This window comes from Haloterrigena turkmenica DSM 5511 (genome assembly GCF_000025325.1).
GTDB classification, from domain to species: Archaea; Halobacteriota; Halobacteria; order Halobacteriales; family Natrialbaceae; genus Haloterrigena; species Haloterrigena turkmenica.
Genome location: NC_013743.1, coordinates 940614 through 963023 on the forward strand (window position 1 = coordinate 940614; position 22410 = coordinate 963023).

At 65.4% G+C, this 22410-nt stretch carries 17 protein-coding genes; 11 read left to right on the forward strand and 6 right to left on the reverse strand.

All coding sequences use genetic code 11. The annotated features are described in order from the left end of the window. The first annotated feature begins 65 nt into the window (after positions 1-65). Positions 66-1217, forward strand: coding sequence for an acyl-CoA dehydrogenase family protein (locus tag HTUR_RS04555; protein ID WP_012942126.1), 1152 nt, complete (start codon positions 66-68; stop codon positions 1215-1217). Positions 1218-1432: 215 nt separating this feature from the next. On the opposite strand, the gene HTUR_RS04560 is transcribed toward HTUR_RS04555, so the two are convergent. Then, a complete protein-coding gene (locus HTUR_RS04560; protein WP_012942127.1) occupies positions 1433-1933 on the reverse strand; it encodes a hypothetical protein in 501 nt (166 codons plus the stop codon). Positions 1934-1995: 62 nt separating this feature from the next. Between HTUR_RS04560 and HTUR_RS04565 the strand changes: the two genes are divergently transcribed. Beyond that, entirely contained in the window at positions 1996-2742 is a 747-nt protein-coding gene (locus tag HTUR_RS04565; RefSeq protein WP_012942128.1) for a helix-turn-helix domain-containing protein, read from the forward strand. A 390-nt stretch (positions 2743-3132) separates the two neighbouring features. Beyond that, positions 3133-5739: a heavy metal translocating P-type ATPase gene (locus tag HTUR_RS04570; protein WP_012942129.1), complete on the forward strand. Its 2607-nt coding sequence runs from the start codon at positions 3133-3135 to the stop codon at positions 5737-5739. A 15-nt stretch (positions 5740-5754) separates the two neighbouring features. Here the strand turns inward: HTUR_RS04570 and HTUR_RS27230 are convergent, their stop codons facing one another. Further along, positions 5755-5913, reverse strand: a complete 159-nt coding sequence (locus HTUR_RS27230; protein ID WP_012942130.1) for a hypothetical protein — start codon at positions 5911-5913, stop codon at positions 5755-5757. 292 nt (positions 5914-6205) lie between these two features. On the opposite strand from HTUR_RS27230, the gene HTUR_RS04575 reads away from it, so the two are divergent. The 3 genes from HTUR_RS04575 to HTUR_RS04585 all read left to right on the forward strand — a co-directional run bounded on the left by HTUR_RS04575 (position 6206) and on the right by HTUR_RS04585 (position 10438). After that, positions 6206-8086 carry an L-aspartate oxidase gene (locus HTUR_RS04575; RefSeq protein WP_012942131.1) on the forward strand — a complete coding sequence of 627 codons (1881 nt, stop codon included), beginning with the start codon at positions 6206-6208 and terminating at the stop codon, positions 8084-8086. Positions 8087-8161: 75 nt separating this feature from the next. Beyond that, entirely contained in the window at positions 8162-8752 is a 591-nt protein-coding gene (locus tag HTUR_RS04580; RefSeq protein WP_012942132.1) for a DNA-3-methyladenine glycosylase family protein, read from the forward strand. 294 nt (positions 8753-9046) lie between these two features. Then, positions 9047-10438, forward strand: coding sequence for a hypothetical protein (locus HTUR_RS04585; protein WP_049941607.1), 1392 nt, complete (start codon positions 9047-9049; stop codon positions 10436-10438). Positions 10439-10511: 73 nt separating this feature from the next. Here the strand turns inward: HTUR_RS04585 and katG are convergent, their stop codons facing one another. The 4 genes from katG to HTUR_RS04605 all read right to left on the reverse strand — a co-directional run bounded on the left by katG (position 10512) and on the right by HTUR_RS04605 (position 17410). Then, on the reverse strand, positions 10512-12698 hold the full coding sequence (gene katG / locus HTUR_RS04590; RefSeq protein WP_012942134.1) for a catalase/peroxidase HPI: 2187 nt from the start codon (positions 12696-12698) through the stop codon (positions 10512-10514). 603 nt (positions 12699-13301) lie between these two features. Then, positions 13302-14645: a RimK family alpha-L-glutamate ligase gene (locus HTUR_RS04595; protein ID WP_012942135.1), complete on the reverse strand. Its 1344-nt coding sequence runs from the start codon at positions 14643-14645 to the stop codon at positions 13302-13304. 135 nt (positions 14646-14780) lie between these two features. Then, positions 14781-16250, reverse strand: a complete 1470-nt coding sequence (locus HTUR_RS04600; protein WP_012942136.1) for a flippase — start codon at positions 16248-16250, stop codon at positions 14781-14783. Positions 16251-16660: 410 nt separating this feature from the next. Beyond that, the gene (locus HTUR_RS04605; protein ID WP_012942138.1) at positions 16661-17410 is read right to left on the reverse strand and encodes a GNAT family N-acetyltransferase; all 750 of its coding nucleotides are present in this window, start codon (positions 17408-17410) and stop codon (positions 16661-16663) included. Positions 17411-17579: 169 nt separating this feature from the next. Between HTUR_RS04605 and HTUR_RS04610 the strand changes: the two genes are divergently transcribed. The 5 genes from HTUR_RS04610 (at position 17580) to HTUR_RS04630 (ending at position 22348) form a co-directional block, all read left to right on the forward strand. Then, complete coding sequence (locus tag HTUR_RS04610) at positions 17580-18680, forward strand: succinylglutamate desuccinylase/aspartoacylase family protein (protein WP_012942139.1); 1101 nt, start codon at positions 17580-17582, stop codon at positions 18678-18680. 183 nt (positions 18681-18863) lie between these two features. Next, positions 18864-19259 (forward strand): succinate dehydrogenase, cytochrome b556 subunit, encoded by a 396-nt coding sequence (gene sdhC, locus HTUR_RS04615; RefSeq protein ID WP_008896324.1) that lies wholly within the window; start codon positions 18864-18866, stop codon positions 19257-19259. Next, a complete protein-coding gene (locus tag HTUR_RS04620) occupies positions 19259-19624 on the forward strand; it encodes a succinate dehydrogenase hydrophobic membrane anchor subunit (protein ID WP_012942140.1) in 366 nt (121 codons plus the stop codon). Before sdhC ends, HTUR_RS04620 begins: the two co-directional genes overlap by 1 nt. Before the next feature lies 1 nt (position 19625). Then, entirely contained in the window at positions 19626-20507 is an 882-nt protein-coding gene (locus HTUR_RS04625) for a succinate dehydrogenase/fumarate reductase iron-sulfur subunit (RefSeq protein ID WP_012942141.1), read from the forward strand. A 2-nt stretch (positions 20508-20509) separates the two neighbouring features. Further along, positions 20510-22348: an FAD-binding protein gene (locus HTUR_RS04630; protein ID WP_012942142.1), complete on the forward strand. Its 1839-nt coding sequence runs from the start codon at positions 20510-20512 to the stop codon at positions 22346-22348. Positions 22349-22410: the final 62 nt, after the last annotated feature.

The window sequence follows — 22410 nt, forward strand, 5'->3', positions numbered from 1 at the left end:
AAACTATAGTTCAGTTCATTACAGGTTACAAACCTCTTTATCGGTGGACGTTGGAACACAGTCACATGGAATTCGGGCTCTCAGAAGAACAGGAACAGATTCGCGACGAAGTCGCGAAGTTCGCGGAGAACGAAATCGTTCCCCACGCCGAGGAGTACGACACCGAGGAGAAGTTCCCCCACGACATCGTCGACGAGGCCGCCGAGATGGGGCTGGTCGGCGCCTCGATTCCGATCGAGTACGGCGGCGCCGGCTACTCGACCCTCGAGTCGGCGATCATCGCCGAGGAGCTGTTCTCCTACGACCCCGGCATCGCGCTCTCGATCCTCGCGTGTTCGTTCGGGACCGAAGCCATCCGGGAGTTCGGCGACGAAGACCAGAAGGAGCGCTTCTTAGAGCCCGTCGCACGCGGCGAGAAGATCTCAGGGGCCGCCATCTCGGAACCGGACACCGGCTCGGACGTCTCCTCGGTCTCGACGCGCGCCGAGAAGGACGGCGACGAGTGGGTGATCAACGGCAACAAGATGTGGATCACCAACGGCACCGTCGGCGACTTCTTCGTCATGCTCTGTAAGACCGACCCCGACGCCGAGGGTCGCTACGACGGCTTCAGCCAGATCGTCGTCGAGGCCGACCGCGACGGCTTCGAATCCGAGAAGATCACCGGCAAACTCGGTATTCGCGCCTCCGACACCGCCGAACTCATCCTCGACGACGTCCGCGTCCCCGAGGAGAACCTCATCGGCGACCAGGGCGCCGCCTTCCTCCAGCAGATGCAGTTCTTCGACGCCACCCGAACCGGCGTCGCCGCACAGGGCGTCGGCATCGCGAAGGGCGCGCTGCGGGCCGCACTCGAGTACGCCCAGGACCGCGAGCAGTTCGGCCAGCCGATCAGCGAGTTCCAGGCCATTCAGCACAAACTCGCCGACATGGCGACCAAGACCGAGGCCGCGCGCAACCTGACCTACAAGGCCGCCTGGAACGTCGACCAGGGCAACGACATCACGAAACTCGCCTCGATGGCTAAGGAGTACTCCTCGCGGATCGCCGTCGACGTCGCCAACGAGGCCGTCCAGATCCACGGCGGCTCCGGCTACGTCAACGACTTCCCCGTCGAGCGCTTCTACCGCGACTCGAAGATCACCCAGATCTACGAGGGCACGAGCGAGATCCAGAAGAACGTGATCGCGCGCGAACTGCTCGGAAAAGGCTTCTAAGAACGAAGTTTCGCTCACGAAATTTTACCGAGGGCGCGGCCTGCCGCGCCCTCGGTAAAATTTCGATTAAAAGCACTCCTCCTTCCTCTTCGCTCGTTTCACTCGCTCCGAGTCAGTCGTCGGCCCGAGCGCGAAGCGCTCGGTGAACGGCGTCACTCGGGTTCTTCGAACCACTCGCTCGCCGATGCGAGGACGGTATTCGCATAGGTCTCGAGTCAACTATCGCTATCCGAGTCGGTGTCGCCGTCGTCGCTGTCGGTATCAGTGTCGGTACCGTCGCTGTCCGAATCCGTGTCGGTACCGTCGCTGTCCGAATCCGTGTCGCCGTCGTCACTATCGCTGTCGGTGTCGCCGTTTCCGGTTCGGACACGCGAATTCGCCCTCGAGTCGGCGCCGCTCGACCGATTCGGACTCGTCGTTGACGGCGCGGCGTCGACGGTCCGGTCGGCGCGGTTCGCCGGCCGACCCTGCTGGGGTTCGCCGTTGCTCGCGTCGGGAATCCGCTCGTCGGCGAGGGCGTACAGCACCACGGGCGGCCCGACGTACGAGCCGATGGCCAGCACCGCGAACCACGGATCGAGGAAGATCAGCAGGCCGAATATCGTCAGCGCCGCGGTCGCGGCCGTGTGTATCGTCGTGTCCGTATAGCGCCGATAGAACACCCAGAACTCGCTGACCTGTCCGCTGACGGTCGAGATCACTACCGGTGTTGCCATCGTCGGATCGTACGGGTTCCAGCGAGAAACCCCTTTGTCGTGTGGGGCCCTACGAACGGGTAATGAGAGAGTTCGTCTTCGCCCTCGAGTACGAACCGGGCACGAACCCCGTCGCCGACGTGTTGGCGGAGTACCCGGACACCTCGATCCGCTCGCTGTCGTGTCACGTCACCGCGGACAGCCTCTGGCGGGTCGACCACGCCGAAGGGTCGGCGGAAGCGCTCGAGGCCCTCGAGGACGCCTACAAGAACGCGGACTTCTTCGCGGACTGTCTCGTAAAGGACGACTGCGGGGCCGACTGCGAGGTGCAGGTGCTCGACCGCTCGAACGACACGCTGGTCGTCTACACCTACTGGGACCGCACGGACGTCTGTACCTCGGTTCCCCACGTCGCCCTCGAGTACTTAGGCGAGGGGCTGCTGTTCGAGACCTACCGCGAGGGCCGGCGCTACCGCTGGCGGATCGTGCTGGGGAGCGACGCGCCGATCCACGAGTTCTTCGACGCGCTGGGTGACGAGGTCGGCGAGTGTACCGGCATCGAGATGCTGCGATTGACGGAACTCGATCCCGATCGGGCTCACCTCGAGCCCGAGCGAGAGCTCCCGGACGAACAGCGCGAGGCGCTACGGGCGGCCGTCGAACACGGCTACTACGAGACGCCCCGGCGGATCGAACTCGGCGATCTCGCCGAGAAGCTCGAGATTCCGCGGTCGACGCTTTCGTATCGACTCCGGCGGGCCGAGTCCAGCCTCGCGACGACATTCGTCGAGGAAGACGACTCGCTCGAGACGCTGGCGGCCGGGCTGTGAATCACTGAAGTAGCCGCTTTGTGGAGATGTGAATCGAGCGCAGGAACTCGGGGACGAAGGACGGAAACGAGTGTGCTGCTATCGTGGCGACGGGGAATCGCCACACCCTCCCCAGCCGATTCGCTCGCTCTTTGGCTCACGGCTACGCCGTTCGCCTTTCCGCGGCGCGTAGCGCCGCGCGTCCGTCGCTCACTCATCCCTCGCACGGCATCGTTGCCCGCCCTCGCAGTCGCTCGGGCGGGCGACAGCGCGCGCCACCGCACGCTGGCTGATCGAGTCTACGCAGTGGGCCGAAGCCAACCTCGAAGGACAATCGATTCGATCGAGTCGCCCTCCGATTTGGCGCACGCCAAATAACCCGTATAGTAGCGGGGTGACTACTGACCGATAATGAGCGACACCTCTTCATCGGCTCCGGATGCACCGCCCGACGCGAGTCGGAGCCTCGAGCTCCGCGTCCCCGACATGGACTGTCCCTCCTGTGCCGGGAAGGTGACGAACAGCGTCGAGCGGCTCGAGGGGATCGACGCGATCGACGCGCGGGTGACCAGCGGTCGCCTCGTCGTCGAGTTCGATCCGACGCGGACCGACGAGGACGCGATCCGCGAGCGGGTCCGCGCGGCCGGCTACGAGATCGTCGGCGCGGCGTCGGAGCTGACGTTCTCGGTGCCCGACATGGACTGTGCCTCCTGTGCGTCGAAGGTCGAGAACGCGCTCGAGGGGACCGCGGGCGTCGGCGAGATCGAGACGCGCCCCGCCTCGGGTCGCGTGACCGTCACGGTCGAGGACGGCACCGGTTCGGAGACGGTCGTCGACGCCATTGGGTCGGCCGGCTACGACGCGACGCCGATGGGTGACGACACCGACGGCGAACCGATGGGCGACGAGCCGGTCTGGAAGAGCCGCCGGGCCGTCACCACGGGCATTGGTGCCGCCCTTCTGGGTCTGGGGATGCTCCTCGAGTTCGTCCTGCCGAGCGCGAACCCGGCGCTGTTCTCGATCGCCGCCGGCGACCTCGTCGACCGGACCTACCACCTCTCGACGGGGCTCTTTCTCGTCACCGCGGCGATCGCCGGCGCGCCGATCCTCCGGAACGGCTACTACTCCGCGCGCAACCGGAGCCTGGACATCGACTTCCTGATGGGGGTCGGGATCCTCGCCAGCGTCGCGGCCCACCACCCCTTCGAGGGGGCGATGCTCGCCGTGCTGTTCAGCGTCGCCGAACTGCTCGAGCGGTTCTCGATGGACCGGGCCCGCGACTCGCTGCGGGAGCTGATGGATCTCTCGCCCGAGACGGCGACCGTCAAACGCGCGGACGGCAGCGAGGAGACGGTGCCGGCGGACGAGGTCGCGGTCGGCGACACGGTCGTCGTCCGGCCGGGCGAGAAGATCCCCGCCGACGGCGTCGTCCTCGAGGGCGAGAGCGCGGTCGACCAGTCGCCGATCACCGGCGAGAGCGTCCCCGCCGACAAAACGGCGGGCGACGAGGTATACGCGGGAACGCTCCCCGAGTCGGGCTATCTCGAGGTCGAGGTGACCAGCGAGGCCGACGACTCGACGATCGCCCGGATCGTCCGCATGGTCGAGGACGCCGAGCGTGAGAAGACCCAGCGCGAGCGGTTCGTCGACCGCTTCGCGAGCGTCTACACCCCGATCGTCGTGACTCTCGCGGTCGCAATCGCCGTCGCACCGCCACTGCTCGCCGGCGCGTCGTGGAACGTGTGGTTCCTCCGCGGGCTGACGCTGCTGGTGATCGCCTGCCCCTGCGCGTTCGTCATCTCGACGCCGGTCAGCGTCGTCTCGGGCATCACGAGCGCCGCCCGGAACGGCGTCCTCATCAAGGGCGGGCGCTACCTCGAGGCCGTCGGCGAGAGCGACGTCCTCGCGGTCGACAAGACCGGAACCCTGACGGAGGGCGACCTCACGGTGACCGACGTGATCCCCCTCGAGGGGGCAGACGAGGACGACGTCCTCCGGCGGGCCGGCGCCATCGAGCGTCGCAGCGAGCACCCGATCGGACAGGCGATCGTCGACTACGCCGAGGAGCAGGGCGTCACGGCCGACGCTGACGACGATCCCGACGTCTCCGCGTTCGAGGCGCTGACCGGGAAGGGCGTCCGCGCCGAGATCGACGGTGCGACCCACTACGTCGGCAAGCCGGACCTGTTCGACGGGCTGGCCGACCTGGAGCACACGCACGCGACGACCGACGGTGGCGTCGCGCTCGAGGAAATGGGGTACGACTCGAGCTCGCAGTGCGACCGCCCGGGCTGTGTCGACGTCCTCGCGGAGGTCATCCCCGACCTCGAGGCCGACGGGAAGACCGTCGTCGTCGTCGGCACCGAGGACCGGCCGCTGGGCGTCATCGCCGTCGCGGACCGCGTCCGTCCCGAGGCAAAGTGGGCCGTCTCGCAACTGCAGGAGCAGGGGGTCCGCGTCGTGATGCTCACCGGCGACAACGAGGGGACCGCTCGCGCCATCGCCGAGGAGGTGGGGATCGACGAGTACCACGCCGAACTGCTGCCCGACGAGAAACTCGAGTGGATTCGCCGACTCGAAGGCGAGGACGACGCCGGCGAGGGAGACGGCGACGAGGCACCCGGCGAGGAGGCCACCGTCGCCATGGTCGGCGACGGCATCAACGACGCGCCCGCGCTCGCGACCGCCGGCGTCGGTATCGCGATGGGCGCCGCGGGGACCGACACCGCCCTCGAGACGGCTGACGTGGCGCTGATGAGCGACGACCTCACCCGGCTGCCGTACCTCTATGAACTCTCTCACACCGCTACCGGCGTCATCCGCCAGAACATCTGGGCGAGCCTCGCGGTGAAGGCCGCGCTCGCCGCCGGGACGCCGTTCGGGTTCGTCACGGTGATTCACGCGGTCGTCATCGGCGACATGGGAATGAGCCTCGGCGTGACCGGCAACGCGATGCGACTGGCGAACGTCGAACCCGAGACCCCTGAGGGACTCGAGAGCCGACGCGCCGATCAGTGAGGCAACCGTTCCGACTCAGACGGCCTCGCCGAGTTCCTCCGCTTCCCACTCGGCGACGAGCTGTTTGGCTAGCTCTCGCGGCTTGTGTTCGTACACGAGGTGATGCTCGAGGGTCTCGTCGAGGACCATCTCTTCGTTACAGACGTAACAGAAGACGGGGGACGTCGTCGACATACCCACAGTAGCCCGTCCGGGAGGAAAACCTGTTCGCCGAATCACGTCGGTGTCCGAGCGGAAGAACTCGGCACGTCACCGCTACCGTCCGTCGGAGCGCCGCCGGATCGGATCGCGTCCTGACCGTCCGTCGGCCCGCCACAGCGCGGTGCCGGCGACTGAGATCACGACCTCGAGTCGGGTAACAGACAGTCCGACGACCAACTCCGAAATGCACGCCACAGCCGTTCTGTCTGCCGAACTGTATCGTTTGGGGCGTTCCCTAAGTACGCGTGACCCTTACATTATTTGTATGACAGAATCACCCGCTGACGACCGTCGACCGGCGGAGAACGCGCGTCAGGAATCGGACGCAGCAGCCAACATCGCCGGCGTAGAGAACCGAATCGGACGAACGAACCGATCGACGTCATCAGACGGTCTCGAGTATGACGTCGTCAGGACGCCGGTACTCGTCGTCGGCGCGGGGGCGGCGGGCGCCCGCGTCGCGATCAGCCTCGCCGAATCCGGTCTCGAGCCGCTGGTGATCGGGAAGCGAGACCACGGCGACGCGCACACGACCTGGGCGGCCGGCGGGATCAACGCCGCGCTCGGTTCGCTGGACGACGAAGACGACTGGACGATCCACGCTGCGGACACGCTGAACGAGGGGCACCACTTGAACGACCCCGAGGCCGTCGAACTGACCGCGCGCGAGATGCCGGATCGAATCCGCGAACTCGAGGAGTGGGGGATGCCGTTCGACCGGACTGACGACGGGGCGATCAACCAGCGGTACTTCGGCGCCCAGTCGTATCGCCGGACCTGCTTCGTCGGTGACCGGACCGGCGAGGCGATGCTCGAGACGCTGATCGGACGGGCTCGCGACCTCGAGATCCCCTATCGCGAGAACGTGATGATCACGCGGCTGCTCTCGGACGGGCGGCGCGTCTTCGGCGCCGCCGGCTTCGACATGGAGACCGGCCGCGGGCTGTTGTTCCGGTCGAACCACGTCGTCCTCGCCGCGGGCGGCTTCTCGGCGCTCTACGACCGCCACTCCTCGCGGGACGACGAGAACAACGGGGACGCCCAGGCGCTGGCTCTCGAAGCGGGCGCCCGACTGATGGACCTCGAGTTCGTCCAGTTCCACCCGACGGGGATGGTCGGCGAACGCTACGGGGAGGAGTGGGACGGCCGACTCGTCACCGAAGCCGTGCGCGGCGAGGGCGGACGGCTCTACAACAGCGAGAACGAACGGTTCATGGAACGGTACTCGCCGGATCAGATGGAACTCGACGCGCGTGACGTCGTCGCGCGGGCGATCGGGCAGGAGATCGACGCGGGCCGAGGAACCGAGAACGGCGGCGTCTATCTCGACATCTCGCATCGGGACGCCGACTACGTCCGGGAACGCTTGCCGCAGATGGTCGAGCGCTTCGCGTCGCTCGGCGTCGACATCACCGAGGAACCGATCGAGGTCGCGCCGACCGCCCACTACACGATGGGCGGCGTCGATATCGACTTCCACACCGGCGAAACCCGCGTCGATGGCCTGTACGCGGTCGGCGAGGCCGTTGCCGGCGTCCACGGTGCGAACCGCCTCGGCGGCAACTCGCTCGCCGAGACCGTCGCGATCGGCAAACTCGTCGGCGATCACATCGCGACCGCGGTCGACGAATCGGACGCCGATCCGTCGGTGACCGACGAACAGCGAGCCCTCGCCGAACGGGAGTTTCGGTCGCTCGAGTCGCTCGCGGACGCCGACGGGGAGGTCACGCCGACGACCTTGCTGGCGGACCTCGGCGAATTGCTGTGGGATCGCGCGGGCATTCTCCGCGACGAGTCCGGGCTCCGGACCGGACTCGAGGAACTCGAGGCGCTCCGCGATCGAACGGGGGACTTGCGCGTCGAGGGCGGACTCACCTCGCGATCGTTCGAGTTCGCCGTCGACCTCTCGGTTAGCCTCACCGTCGCCGAAGCGATGCTCCGAACGGCCCTGGCTCGGACCGAATCCAGGGGCGCACACTATCGGACGGACTACCCGGAGACCCACCCGGACTGGCGCGTCAACCTGCTCGTGTCGGCCGACGAGGGCGGCCTCGCGATCGACCGTCGCGGCGTCGCCGAACCGAGCGACCCGGTCCGCGAGGCGCTCGAGGAGGGGTACGAACTCGACTACCACCACCTCGAGTAACGGACCGCGACCGAATCGTGAACTCGATGACCGAGAGGCCTTTCAGCCCCCGAGCCCTCCCCTTCCTCTACGTAGATGTTAGACGATGCCGAACCCGTTATCCGGACCGACCCCGTGATGGCGGAACTCATCGAGCGACACGATCCCTACGTCGAACCCGACTGGGACGAGTTCGAACGGCTCTGTATCTCCATTATCAATCAGCAGCTGTCGACCGCGAGCGCGACCGCCGTCCGCGAGCGCGTCTTCGAACTGCTCCGCGACGAGGTGACTCCCGAGACCGTCCTCGAGGCGGAGGACGAGGCCCTACGAGCGGCCGGGCTCTCCGAGAGCAAGATCGAGTACATGCGCAACGCCGCGCGGGCATTTCAGGAGAACGACTATACTCGAGCGGGGCTCGCCGACTACTCGAACGACGAGGTCGTCGATCTGCTGACCGAGATCAAAGGCGTCGGGGAGTGGACCGCCCGCATGTACCTCCTGTTCGTGCTGGAACGCGAGGACGTGTTGCCGCTGGGCGACCTCGCGATCCGTCGCGCGATCGAGGACCTCTACGGGGACGGCGCGGAACTGTCCCGCGCCGAGATGCGCGAGATCGCCGAGCGGTGGCGACCGTACCGGAGCGTCGCGACGCGGTATCTGTGGGCCGAGTACGAGTCGGAGTGAGCGGCGGGTCAGCCGATTGTCCGATGCAGCCCTCGAGGCCGGACCCGAGCGTTCAGACGACCGTTACGCGCCGATGAACGCGCTGAAACAGTCAGAAGATTGAGGAGAATCGGCGGCCGGCGCCGGTAATCAGAGACTGTCCGCGCCTCGGAACTCGAGAGTCGACCCGATCGACGGTGCAACCGGCGATTACGGGCCCGACAATTCATGCCGCGTTCGGGGTCGGGAGAAACGAGATACTGACCGGCGAGAGAGCCCCGCCGACTCAAGTGTGATTCGCCCGGGGATAGGCGTATGGCAAACGACAGGCCCGTAGACGAGCCATCGACAGGCGAACCGTCACAGCGACGAATGACCACCGATCCCGAGCGCATCAGGGAGTGGGCCGAAGCCCGCGATGCGGTCCCCGTCACGGTTCGTGACAGCGAGGGCCACGGTCACTCCTTCGCTCACCGGGACGAACTCGGCTCGGACCACGAGGAGTACACGTGGGACGAGTTCATCGATCGGTTCGAGGACGAGGATCTGGTGTTCATCTACCACGGAGACGACTCCGCGGAGGAGGAGGGGCTGGGCTACTTCGAACTGGTCGAGCGCGAGCATGCGTTCGAGCGCGCCGACCTCGGCCGCAGCGAACTCGAGGACCAGCTCCGAGAGGGTGAGACGGTCACGACCGAAATCGTCGAGACGCAGGTCGTCGAGACGGAGGTCGTCGAGCGGGACACGATCGAGAGCGAGGTCGTCGACACCGATATCGTCGAACGGAACGTCGTCGACTCGGAGCTGCTGAACCGGGAGATCGTCGACACCGAGTTCGTGACCGCAGACGAGATCGAAGTCATCACCGAAGAGTCCCGCCTCGACACGATCGAGGAGGTCGAACGCTACACCATCGAGAGCCGGGTCGTCGACGTCGACGTCGAACAGCACGGCGAACTCGAGAGCGACAAGATCGAGACCGACATCGAACTCGAGAGCGTCCAGCGGTCGATCCTCGAGAGCGATGTCGTGCGCGCGGACGTGACGGCCGACGACGTCATCGAGCAGGGTGTCATTCGGAGCAATCGCGACGAGGGCGCCGTCGTCCAGAGCGAACTGCTCGAGCGGCGCACGGTCGAAGAGCAGATCGACGAGCGGACGCGCATGCTCTTCACCCTCGAGGAGACCGAACTGCTCGATTCGGAGGTCATCGGCAGCGACGTGATCGAGGGAGAGATCATCGACGTCGAGGAGTACGGCGAGATGGAGACGAGCGCCGAGGCCGGCGAAACCGAGGCGGGCACCGGTATGGGTGCCGGTGCCGGCGGCGGAGCCGGAACCGGCGCGGAAGGGGCCGGCGACCCCACTCCGGACGTCGAAGTCGAATCCGGAACCGGCGGTTCGACCGCCGACGCGGGCGAGATGGGGAGGATCGAACTCTCCCCCGACGATCAGGGCAAAGACGTCGTCGACGAGACGGGCGAGCAGATCGGTATCGTCGCGGAAGTCGAGGGCCAGACCGCCTACATCGACCCCGAGCCGGGGCTGACGGATCGACTCAAGGCGCGGATGAATTGGGGCGGCCACGACGACGAGGACTACCCCGTCGAGGCGTCGGAGATCAACGAGATCACCGACCGAGAAGTGATCATCCAGCACAGAGAAACCGAGGATCACACCGGCGACGACGACACCACCGGCATCTAGTCGTCGAATCGATCGGGATTCGCGCGTCGAACGAGCGGGAGAAGTGAGAACGAGGAGTCGGCGACTCGAGTCCTTACTCGAGGTCGAAGCGGTCGTGCTGCATCACTTTGCTCCACGCGTCGACGAAGTCACGGACGAACTTCTCTTCCGCGTCCTCGGACGCGTAGACGTCCGCGATGGCTCGAAGTCGGGCGTTCGATCCGAAGATGAGATCCGCGCGGGTGGCCGTCCACTCGACCTCGCCCGTCTCTCGGTCGCGCAGTTCGAAGACCTCGCCGTCTTCGGAGTCGTCGGTGGGCGCTTCCCAGCCCATGATGTCCTGGGAGCCGTCGGACGCTTCCCACTCGTAGTCCATGTCGAGCAGGTTCACGAAGAAGTCGTTGGTCAGCGTCTCCGGCCGGTCGGTGAGGACGCCGAGCTCGGAGTCCTGGTAGGTCGCGTTCAGCGCGCGCATGCCGCCGACCAGCACCGTCATCTCGGGCGCCGTCAGGTCAAGGAGGTCCGCCTTGTCGACCAGCAGCTCCTCCTGGGACTGGTCGGCCTCGTCGCTGTAGTAGTTCCGGAAGCCGTCGGCCGGGGGCTTGAGCGACTCGAAGGAGTCGACGTCGGTCTGTTCCTGCGTCGCGTCGGTACGGCCCGGTTCGAACGGAACCTCGACGTCGTAGCCGGCCTCAGCAGCGGCCTGCTCGACGGCCGCGTTGCCGCCCAGCACGATCAGATCGGCCAGCGAGACCCGCACGTCGTCGGATCGCGAGCCGTTGAACTCCTCTTGAATCTCCTCGTAGGTCGACAGCACCGTCTCGAGCTGGTCGGGCTCGTTCACTTCCCAGCTCTTCTGCGGTTCGAGACGGATGCGAGCCCCGTTGGCGCCGCCGCGCTTGTCGCTGTCGCGGTACGTCGACGCCGCCGCCCAGGCGGTCTTGGCGAGCTGGGAGATCGAGAGGTCCGACGCGAGGATTTCCTCCTTGAGTCCGGCGATCTCATCGTCGCCGATCAGCTCGTAGTCGGCGTCGGGGATGGGGTCCTGCCAGATCATCTCCTCGTCCGGAACCTCCGGGCCGAGGAACCGCTCTTTCGGACCCATGTCGCGGTGGATCAGCTTGTACCAGGCCTTCGCGAACGCCTCCTGGAACTCCTTCGGGTTCTCCTGGAAGCGCTCTAAGATCTCCCGGTAGTCGGGGTCGCGCTTGAGCGCGACGTCCGTCGTCAGCATCATCACGTCTTCCTTCTCCGACGGATCTTCGGCGCCCGGTGCGGCCTCGTCGAGTTCGCCGTTCTGCGTGGTCCACTGCCAGGCACCGCCGGGCCCCTTCTCGGGCCACCACTTGTACTCGAGCAGGTTGTCGATGTAGCCCATGTCCCACTGGGTCGGCGTGGTGTTCCACGGGCCCTCGATCCCGCTGGTGATCGTGTCGGCACCCTTGCCGGAGCCGTGGCTGCTCTCCCAGCCGAGCCCCTGCTGGTCGATCGGGGCCGCCTCGGGTTCGGGGCCGACGTGCTCGTCGGGGTCGTCGGCGCCGTGGACCTTCCCGAAGGTGTGTCCGCCAGCGATGAGCGCGGCCGTCTCCTCGTCGTTCATCGCCATCTGACCGAACGAGTGTCGAATCCGTTCTGCCGACTTCTCCGGGTCCGGCTCGCCGTCGGGACCTTCGGGATTCACGTAGATCAGGCCCATCACGGTGGCGGCGAGCGTCCCTTCGAGTTCATCGTTCTCGTCGAAGCGATCGGACGCTTCCCACTCGTCTTCGGGCCCCCAGTCGACGGCGTCGTCGGGCTTGTACTCGTCCTCGCGCCCGCCGGCGAAGCCGAACGTCTCGAATCCCATCGACTCGAGGGCAACGTTCCCGGCCAGGACGATCAGGTCGCCCCACGAGAGCTTGCGGCCGTACTTCTGCTTGACGGGCGCGAGGAGTCGTCGCGCCTTGTCGAGATTCGCGTTGTCGGGCCAGCTGTTGAGCGGCGCGAAGCGCTGTCGACCGCCCGAGGCGCCGCCGCGGCCGTCGCTGGTGCGGTACGTGCCGGCGCTGTGCCAGGCCATCCGAATGAAAAGCGGCCCGTAGTGGCCGTAGTCGGCCGGCCACCAGTCCTGAGACGTCGTCATGACGTCCTCGATGTCCGCTTTCACTTCGTCGAGGTCGAGCTTCTGGAACTCCTCGGCGTAGTCGAAGTCCTCGTCCATCGGGCTGGACGTGGGGACGTTCTGATCGAGGTTATCCACGTTCAGCCGGTTCGGCCACCAGTCTTGGTTTGACCTATTCATCGCTCAGGGATTGTTCCTTTCGCCTATTAAGATTTTCTAATCCGATAACGAAGTCTTCGATACAGCAAAAGCAATCTTGCCCTTTCATGAGGTTTTATCAGTGGTCGGTTCGGGCTACGTGTTCCGCAACCGCTGCAACCCGCCACTACTCGGAATTTCGACAATTTCGACCGGCCGTCCTCTCGAGGCGGGTGGAGTAGTCGTCAGTAGCGAACCGCTCGTACCGTCGCTGCGGGCGTTCCGGGTAACTAGCTGCGATTCGACAGGGATGTCGTCAGCGCCTTGATTCGTCTCGATCCAGGGGAGAACGCGTCGATATCATCGCGGCCGTGTTTTGGACTGTCGTTGTTCAGCGACGGGCGTACAGGCGCCCGGACCGGACTGGAAAGAGTACCTGTTTTAGACACATATTCCGTTTCTTATTCACCCAATATTGTTCCGAATATCGAAAACGAAAGTGTGGGTTGTGAACTGCTTGAGGGAGTATTTGGGTTCGTCTCGGTCTCCATCGAGCGATTCGAATCGGACGCGTACGGTTCATCCGAACAGCCGTCGGAACGCGAGCGCCGATCCGTCGGTCGGTCGCCGCGGAGAGTTCGCCGGTTACTCCTCCTCTTCGGGCGTGTCAGGTGCGTCCCGATCGGCGCGGCGACCCACGTCGACCTGATAGTTGCCGAGGATGTCCCGACCGAGGATGACGGGGTAGTCCATGTGGCTGCGGTCCTCGACGCTGGCGGTAACGGTGTGCTGATTGCCGCCGACGCCGACGACGACGTCGACGACGGGACGGCTCTTGGACTGTTTGCTGCTGCCCGAGCGGATGCGCGTGATCGACTTGATCGGCCCGGCGCCGATGTCGGCGGCGAGGGAGGTATCGATGCTCGTCCGCGTCGCGCCCGTGTCGGACTTCGCGAGGACCGTCTTCGAGCCGCTGGTCCCCGAGAGCACGATTTCCTCGGTGTAGCCGATCACGCTCGGCTCCGCGTCCGGCGTCGTCGCCTCGACTGGCTGAGCGGTCGGACGGGAGTCGTCGAGGACGTTCGAGAGACCGCTGACGCGGTCCTCGTCGACCTCGCCGCCGGCGCGTTCGATCGCCAGTTTCGCGATGTAGGGGGCCGGGCTGACCTGCGTCGCCTCGTAGAGGCCCTTGAACCCGGCCGTCGGGTTGACCTCGAGGACGAACCAGCCCTCGTCGCCCTCGACTAAGTCGACGCCGGCGTAGTCGAGGCCGATGGCGTCGGCCGCGCGGCGGGCCATATCGCGGGCCTCCTCGGGGAGGTCGTCGGTCGCGTCCTCGACGCTCCCGCCGAGGGCGACGTTGGTCCGCCAGTCGTTGTCCGGCGCGTAGCGGTACATCGCGCTGATGATCTCGCCGCCGACGACGTAGACCCGAACGTCGCGGTGGCGGGTGTCCTCGCGGTCGATGAGTTCCTGCAGGAAGGCGTATCGGTTGCCGACCTTCGCGTTGATCGGATCGTTGGGACCGACCTTCCACGTCCCGCCGCCGTGGGTCCCGATCGCCGTCTTGTAGACCGCTTCCTCGCCGTACCGATCCCGCGCCGCGTTGAGCTGCTCGCCGCTGAGCGCGAGCGTCACGTCGGGGGTCCGAACGTCGTTGGCCGCCAGCGTCGTCGCCGTCGAGAGCTTGTGGATCGCCGTCAGCACCGTCGACGGCTCGTTGAGCGTCGGCACCAGTTGCGCGAACGTGTTCGCGAGCCCGAGCTCCTCGGCGGGCTGTTCGGTGTTCGACAGCAGCATCCGGTTAGCGATGACGTCGACCTCCGGCTCTAAGACGACGCTCCCGTCGGTGACGCTGATCGACGTGTTCTCGGCACGGAGCCACTCGGTATCGTGGCCCAGATCTTCGACGGCGTTGAGAATAGCTTTCGTTTCCTTGCTCGTGTGTAGACTCAGTACCCCGACAGTGACAGGATCGGCAACAGCCATACTCAAACACACGACCACGGGGGGCAAAAGGATACTGTCATCAGCAGGCGGCGCCTGCTTTCGATTGTCACTTCGAGGACGCCCCATCTCGTCGGACCGCACCTCTCACGAGTCGGATCCACGGTCGCCGCGCCGTCACGTGATCGCCGCCCGGACCTCGTTGGGATCGACCAGCCCGCTCGCGACGACGAGGACGGCCCAGGTGATCGCGCCCAGCGCGATCGCGCCCACCAACATCGCGAGACTCGAGACCAGCGGCGTCACGAGCAACACGGCGCCGGCCATGATCCCGGTGATCACGCAGATGATGCCGATCGATCGGGCGAGCCGTTTGAGCCGGAGCTCGAGTTCCATGTGGACGATGTAGAGGTTCACCGCCACGTACACCGAGTGCGTCGCGACGGTCGCGATGGCCGCGCCGACGACGCCGATCGTCGGGATGAGGACGAGGTTCAACAGGAAGTTGGCGACGGCCGTTCCCCCCTTCGCGATCGCTCGGTGGCGCGCACGCCCGAGATAATCCAAGCTGTCGCTCGTCAGGTTCGTGATCGCCTGCAGGATGATGAACGCGGCCAGGACCTGCAGGACCGGCACCGCACCCGCGTACTCGGCGCCGATGACCATCGGAATGAAGGGGTCGGCGACGATCACCAGCCCGGCGGCCGCGGGGATGTACACCATCATCGTGTTCGTCAGCGCCGTCTCGTAGATCTGCCTGGCCTGCCCGAGTTGGTTCGAGGCCTTCTGCTCGCCGAAGTTCGGCGAGATCGTAAAGCCGAGCGATTCGGCGGGTGCAAGCACGAAGTCGGTGATCTGCTTGCCGAGCGTGTAGAACGCGACCGCGGTCGGGGTCAGGATGATCCCGACGAGCACGGTGTCGACCTGTTTGTCGACGACGTTCGCGCTGCGCGTCGCAGTCAGCGGCACGCTGTATTCGATCAATCGTCGCGTCAGCCCCTCTTCGTGGGTCTCCGCGGCATCGTACCGCGCGTAGAAGGCGTAGTACAGGACCGCGAGCCCGACCGCGGCCGACAGCGTGTAACCGACGACGTAGCCGAAGAACGCGCCCAGCGCCCCCAGTCCCATGAGCACGAAGCCGACGGCGAAGACCAGCCGGGAGAAGCCGCTGATCGCCCTGATGGCGGCGCTGTACGGGAGGTGGTTGAACCCCTGGAAGGCGATCTCCGTGAACGTGCTAAAGGAGAAGACGGCGATGTAGAGCACGCCGGCCGCGAGAAACGGCGCGGCGTCCGGCCGACCCAGCGCGGCCGCGAGCTGTTCGTGGAACACCAAGAGGAGGTAGCCGACCAGCGCCATGATGACGATCTTGAACGTGATCGTCGATCTGAGGAGGTGTGGTATCTGGCCCGGATCCTCCTCACGGTACTCCGAGAGGTATCGCGCCGCGGATTTGCCGATCCCGAGATCCGCGACCAGCCGGACCATCGCCAGGATCCCGATCACCCAGTACAACGTCCCGTAGCCGTCGGGATCGAGGAGATAGCGCGCCAGTATGAACATCAACAGCGCGCTCGAGAGCATGTAGATCGCTCGAGCGAGCAGCGTTACCTTGAACCCGCGGACGATGTGGTCCTCTCGACTCATATGATAGGGAAGGGAGTATTCGGTTGCGCGCGGTCGATCAGCCGCTCGACCGTGGGAACCCGTCGTCTCTACGCCGATGACTGAGCCGGCAATTGTAATGCGGAGACAACAGGTGTAACGTCTTAGTACTGCCGCTGAAACGGCGTCTTATGTCGGTAACTCCGGGGCGGAATCGGGCGGTTCAGGATGCGAGGATCGCCCGTCTCGGCCGCCCGTTCGCCCGCCTCGTTGCGTAAGGACACCATATTGTGAGCGAAATGACCAGAGTGAAGCAAATATATCAATGACGGGTACAGAATCGCTCGCTGAACGATACAGCTCCGAATACAGTCGTCGTCGCGACAAAAACCGACTCGACCAGTTTGAAACGCGCGGACGTGACGGTCGCATCGCGACCGCCGTACCGGTCCCTAGAGGTACGATGCGTCCCAGCGGGTCGCCTTCCGGCGGTTCCCGCAGTTGTTACACTCGATTCGACCCATCGTGTCCATGGTGTTTTCGAGCGAGTCGCAGTTGCCGCAGAACCAGCCGTACAGCTCCTCGCGTCCCTCGCCCTTGTAGGCGCTGTAGAACGGCGCCTTGGCGCCGCGAGCGGCCTCGCCGTAGCTCACGTATATCGTCTCGCCGTCAGTCTCGAGTTCGTCGACGGCGCCCCAGCCGTCCTCGCCGATCTCGTCTTCGGCGTAGACGTTCTCCGTGAACGTCTCGTCGCCGATCTCGACCTCTCGCTGGCCGGCCTGTTCGAACCCGTTGTCCGCGTAGAACTCGTTACCGCCCGCGTTATCTTCGAGGACGAGTCCCTGCACGTGGTCGGCTCCCTCGTCGAGCAATCGCTCGCGGGTGCGGACGAGCAGTCGAACGCCCGTGCCGCCGCCACGGTGGTCGGGGTCGATGTGGAGCCACAGAATGCGACCGGTGTCGTAGCGCTGGCCGATCAGGTCGTTTTGCGAGAAGCCGGCGATCTCGCCGTCGCGCTCGATGACGAGGACCAGCGAGTGGTCGTCCTCGAGGTCGTCGGCGAAGGAGTCGCCGTACCACTGGTCGATCGCGTCCGCGACGGTCTCCTCGTCGAGGAACTCGGTGTAGGTCGACTCGAGCGAGCGCTTGGCGATCGACCGGATGGCGTCGATATCGTCGGCTGTCGCTTCGCGAATTTCCATGCTCGATGCTACCATGTCTTCATACAAAACGTATGCCCACGGGGAGAGATTTTCCCCGTCTTCAGTTCAGTGGAACGACCCGTCTCGACGTAAAATCTACACCGGCGGTTTCCGGCACCGTTTCGGTCTCGAAGGGAAGATTCACATTGCTACCCGCCGAGCCATCGATATGAGCGACGTTACGGACGAACCGCCCGACGACGGTGCGTCCGGCCGCGCGGCCGAGCCCTTTACCTACAACGGCGGCCGGGTCGATCCCGGCGAGTCGGCCAACATCCGGTACGGCATCAGTGAGACGTATCTCGGCGATCCCGTCAGGATTCCGGTCACGGTCGTCAACGGCGAGCGGCCCGGTCCGACGGTGTTTCTCTCCGCGGCCGCCCACGGGGACGAACTCAACGGCATCGAAGTGGTCCGCGAGGTGGCCCACGATTGGGACCACTCGGAGCTCCACGGGACGCTCGTCTGTTTACCCGTGATGAACGTCCCCGGCTTTCTCGCCCAGGAGCGATACTTACCGATCTACGACCGGGACCTGAACCGGTCATTTCCCGGCCGCGAGGGCTCGACGAGCGCCCGGCGGATGGCCTATCGGATCTTCACGAACTTCATCGAACCCTGCGACCTTGGGATCGATTTCCACACGTCTACGCGCGGGCGGACGAACATGCTTCACGTGCGGGCCAACACGGAGGAGCCGGCGGTCGGCCGACTCGCGAAGGCGTTCAGTTCGAACGTGATCATCGCCGGCGAGGGCCCCTCGGGGACGCTGCGCCGCGAGGCGACCCTGGCCGGTATCCCGACGATCACCGTCGAGATGGGCGAAGCCCACCGGTTCCAGCGCCGGCTGATCGATCGCGCGCTGACCGGCGTCGCCAGCGTCCTCGCCGAGTTCGGCTGCCATCCCGACTCGTCGGTCCACTGGCCCGGCTGGCGGACCGTCATCGACGATGACAACGAGAAGACCTGGATCCGCGCCGACGCCGGCGGCATCGTCGACATGAAACACGGTCGCGGTGAGTTCGTCCGCGAGGGCGAAACCATCTGCGCGATCACCAATCCGTTCAAGGAAGAAGAGGACATCGTCACCGTCGAAGCGCCGTTTACCGGCCTCATCGTCGGCGTCCTCGAGAACCCCGTGGTCTACCCCGGCAACCCGCTGTGCCACCTGGTCGGGCTCTCGCCGGACACGCGGACGGCCTTAGAGCGCGAGCGAACGACGGCCAACTCGCGATCGGAACTCCGCGGGGCCGCGGACGAAGACCGGTGAATCGCCGCGGCCGATTCGACGGCCGGACCCGCGAGCGAACGCATGGCTACCAACGGCCGAACCGATTCGGCTTTTGTCAGGAGAATTGACTCATTTCTGTGTATCTCCCGGCGCCGGGACGTTCCGGCAGGAGCGATAAAAGTAACTTCTATACCCCCGCGGTCTAACCGTCAACATGAGCGTATGAGTCAGTCTTACAATCGCGGTCTCATCGAGGACTTCGGTCGCTGGAAGGAGTTCTCGGCGGGCATGTGGGCGTGGATCTTCCACAAGTTCACCGGGTGGATGTTGATCGGCTACCTGTTTACCCACATCGCCGTGTTGAGTAGTTCGCTAACCGGGCCGGAGGCGTATACGAACACGATCGGCGGACTCGAGTCGCTGTTTATCGTTCGAGTCCTCGAGGTCGGACTGCTCGCCGTCGCAGTCTTCCATATCCTGAACGGGCTTCGCCTGCTGATGGTCGACCTCGGCGTCGGCCTGGAGGCCCAGGACAAGAGTTTCTACGCCTCGCTGGTATTAACGGCGATCATCACCGTCGCGAGCGTGCCGACCTTCCTCGACGGGGTGACGCTCTGATGGCGGAACGATACTCCTCGTTCGCGCCGGGCGGCACCGCGTGGTTGCTCCAGCGAGTCACGGCGGCCTTCTTAGTCGTCGTACTCGCCTTCCACTTCTTCCTCCTACACTTCGTCAACCACGCCGCGGAGATCGAGTTCGCCGGCACCCAGGCCCGCATGGAGAACGTCGGCTATTTCCTGACGATGGTGTCGTTCTTGGTCGCAGGTACCTTCCACGGCGTCAACGGCGTCTACAACGCTCTGATCAACCAGGGGCTGGACGGAACGCAGAAGAAAGTCGTCCTCGCAGTGCTTGTTATCGCGAGCCTTGCACTCATCGCGCAGGGAATCTACGTTGCGACTACCATGGCGGGGTGGACCTAATATGAGTACTCAACAACAACAACCAGAGGAACCGCAGAGTCAAGAGGCACCGGAAGACCCCGAAATGCGAGGGGCCGAGTCGCCGGTCGACGAGAAAGAGAAGCAGGGCGGCGATATCGATCAGCAGACGACCCCCGAGGACGAACTCGAGGGGGAGACGGTACACATCAAGGTGTTCCGCTACGACCCCGAGGTCGAGGGGAAACAGGAGCCGCGGTTCGACGACTTCCACGTCCCCTTCGAGAAGGGGATGACGGTCCTCGACGCGGTCATGTACGCGCGGGACACCTACGACTCCTCGCTGACCTTCCGACACTCCTGTCGGCAGGCCGTCTGCGGATCGGACGCCTTCTTCGTCAACGGCAAGCAGCGACTCGGTTGCAAGACCCAGATCGCCGATCTGGAGCAGCCGATCCGCATCGAGCCCCTGCCCCACCAGGAGGTCGTCAAGGACCTGGTCGTCGACATGGACCACTTCTACGACCAGATGCACACCGTCGAGCCGTACTTCCAGGACGAGGACACGCCGAACCCGGCCGACTTAGAGGAACAGCGCCAGAGTCCCGAAAACCGTGAGAAGATCAAGATGTCCTCGCGGTGTATCTGGTGTGGCGCGTGTATGTCCTCATGTAACATCGCGGCCGGCGACAACGACTACCTCGGGCCGGCGGCGATCAACAAGGCCTACAAGTTCGCGATGGACGACCGCGAGGGCGAAGAGATCAAGGAGCACCGACTCCGCATTCTCGAGCAGGAACACGGCGTCTGGCGGTGCCAGACCCAGTTCTCCTGTACCGAGGTGTGTCCGAAGGACATTCCGCTCACCGAGCACATTCAGGAGCTCAAGCGGGAAGCGGTCAAGAAGAACCTGAAGTTCTGGTAACCATGTACGAACACGACGTAATCGTGGTCGGCGCCGGCGGCGCCGGCCTCCGGGCAGCGATCGCAGCACACGAGGCGGGATCGGACGTGGCGATCGTCTCGAAACTCCACCCGGTCCGCAGCCACACCGGCGCGGCGGAAGGTGGCATCAACGCCGCGCTCCAGGAGGGCGACGACTGGGAGCTCCACGCCTACGACACGATGAAGGGGTCGGACTACCTCGGGGACGCCCCCGCGGTCGAGACCCTCGCTCAGGACGCCCCCGAGGACACGATGCGCCTCGAACACTGGGGAATGCCGTTCTCCCGCGAGGAGGACGGACGCGTCTCCCAGCGGCCGTTCGGCGGTCTCTCCTACCCGCGGACCACCTACGCCGGCGCGGAGACGGGCCACCACCTGCTGCACACGATGTACGAGCAGGTCGTCAAGCGCGGGATTCAGGTCTACGACGAGTGGTACGTCATGGAGCTGGCCACCTCCGACGAGGACGACCCTAACGACCGAAGCTGTCACGGCATCGTCGCCTACGACGTCCAGTCCGGCAACGTCGAGGGATTCAAGGCCAACGACGGCGTCATCCTCGCAACCGGCGGTCCCGGGCAGGCCTTCGATCACACCACCAACGCCGTCTCCTGTACCGGCGACGGCCACGCGATGGCCTACCGTGCCGGCGCGCCGCTAGAGGACATGGAGTTCATCCAGTTCCATCCGACCTCGCTGCCCTCGACGGGCGTCCTCATCAGCGAGGGCGTCCGCGGCGAAGGCGGTATCCTTTACAACAGCGAGGGCGAGCGGTTCATGTTCGAACACGGCTACGCGAACAACTCCGGCGAGCTCGCCTCTCGGGACGTCGTCGCTCGCGCCGAACTGACCGAGGTCAACGAGGGCCGAGGCGTCGACGACGAGTACGTCCACCTCGACATGCGTCACCTCGGCGAGGAGCGCATCCTCGACCGCCTCGAGAACATTCTGCACCTCGCGGAGGACTTCGAGGGCGTCGACGGCCTCGTCGAGCCGATGCCGGTCAAGCCCGGTCAGCACTACGCGATGGGAGGCATCGAGGTCGACGAGAACGGCCAAACCTGCGTCGACGGCCTCTACGCGGCCGGCGAGTGCGCCTGCGTTTCCGTCCACGGCGGCAACCGACTGGGCGGGAACGCCCTGCCGGAACTGATCGTCTTCGGCAAGCGCGCCGGACGCCACGCCGCCGGCGAGGACCTGGGCGAGCCCCAGATTCGCACCGGCTACGGCGACGACGTCGAGGACGAGACCGAGACCGAACTGCCCGTCCAGCCCGGCGAGGCCGGACTCGAGACGTCCGACGGCGTCGCGGCGGACGGCGGCGTCACAACTGATGCCGACGGGCTCGTCGAGCGCACGGTCGAGCAGGCTCGCACGCGCGTAGACACCCTGATGGACCGCGACGAGGGCGTCCAGCACGCCGAGATCCGCCAGAAGCTCCAGAACGCGATGACCGACTACGTCAACGTCTTCCGTACCGAGGAGGGCGTCAAGAAGGCGCTACGGATCATCCGCGAATGTCGCGAGGAGTATCAGAACGTCTACGTCGACGACCCCTCGCGGACGTTCAACACCGATCTCCAGCAGACCATCGAGACGCGCAACCTGATCGACGTCGCCGAGACCATCGCGCTCGGTGCGCTCGTGCGCGACGAGTTCCGCGGCGCCCACTGGCGCAAGGAACATCAGGAGCGCAAGGACGACGAGTGGCTCAAGCACACGCTGATCTCTTGGGACGACGGCCAGCCGGACATCTTCTACCGGCCGGTCATCCTCGAGGGTCAGGACAAGACCTACGAGCCGAAAGAGCGCAGCTACTGACCGCCCAGACGCGGTTTCGATCGGCATTTTGCCCGTTTTCGGTCGTCACGTCACAGCAATAC

What these genes read in the sequence shown, in the direction of transcription:
- HTUR_RS04595 (WP_012942135.1), bottom strand. Translation starts at nt 14,645, where the DNA reads ATGGCTGTTGCCGATCCTGTCACTGTCGGGGTACTGAGTCTACACACG.
- HTUR_RS04575 (WP_012942131.1), top strand. Translation starts at nt 6,206, where the DNA reads ATGACAGAATCACCCGCTGACGACCGTCGACCGGCGGAGAACGCGCGT.
- sdhC (WP_008896324.1), top strand. Translation starts at nt 18,864, where the DNA reads ATGAGTCAGTCTTACAATCGCGGTCTCATCGAGGACTTCGGTCGCTGG.
- HTUR_RS04570 (WP_012942129.1), top strand. Translation starts at nt 3,133, where the DNA reads ATGAGCGACACCTCTTCATCGGCTCCGGATGCACCGCCCGACGCGAGT.
- HTUR_RS04555 (WP_012942126.1), top strand. Translation starts at nt 66, where the DNA reads ATGGAATTCGGGCTCTCAGAAGAACAGGAACAGATTCGCGACGAAGTC.
- HTUR_RS04610 (WP_012942139.1), top strand. Translation starts at nt 17,580, where the DNA reads ATGAGCGACGTTACGGACGAACCGCCCGACGACGGTGCGTCCGGCCGC.
- HTUR_RS04625 (WP_012942141.1), top strand. Translation starts at nt 19,626, where the DNA reads ATGAGTACTCAACAACAACAACCAGAGGAACCGCAGAGTCAAGAGGCA.
- HTUR_RS27230 (WP_012942130.1), bottom strand. Translation starts at nt 5,913, where the DNA reads ATGTCGACGACGTCCCCCGTCTTCTGTTACGTCTGTAACGAAGAGATG.
- HTUR_RS04585 (WP_049941607.1), top strand. Translation starts at nt 9,047, where the DNA reads ATGGCAAACGACAGGCCCGTAGACGAGCCATCGACAGGCGAACCGTCA.
- HTUR_RS04580 (WP_012942132.1), top strand. Translation starts at nt 8,162, where the DNA reads ATGTTAGACGATGCCGAACCCGTTATCCGGACCGACCCCGTGATGGCG.
- HTUR_RS04565 (WP_012942128.1), top strand. Translation starts at nt 1,996, where the DNA reads ATGAGAGAGTTCGTCTTCGCCCTCGAGTACGAACCGGGCACGAACCCC.
- katG (WP_012942134.1), bottom strand. Translation starts at nt 12,698, where the DNA reads ATGAATAGGTCAAACCAAGACTGGTGGCCGAACCGGCTGAACGTGGAT.
- HTUR_RS04620 (WP_012942140.1), top strand. Translation starts at nt 19,259, where the DNA reads ATGGCGGAACGATACTCCTCGTTCGCGCCGGGCGGCACCGCGTGGTTG.
- HTUR_RS04560 (WP_012942127.1), bottom strand. Translation starts at nt 1,933, where the DNA reads ATGGCAACACCGGTAGTGATCTCGACCGTCAGCGGACAGGTCAGCGAG.
- HTUR_RS04630 (WP_012942142.1), top strand. Translation starts at nt 20,510, where the DNA reads ATGTACGAACACGACGTAATCGTGGTCGGCGCCGGCGGCGCCGGCCTC.
- HTUR_RS04605 (WP_012942138.1), bottom strand. Translation starts at nt 17,410, where the DNA reads ATGGAAATTCGCGAAGCGACAGCCGACGATATCGACGCCATCCGGTCG.
- HTUR_RS04600 (WP_012942136.1), bottom strand. Translation starts at nt 16,250, where the DNA reads ATGAGTCGAGAGGACCACATCGTCCGCGGGTTCAAGGTAACGCTGCTC.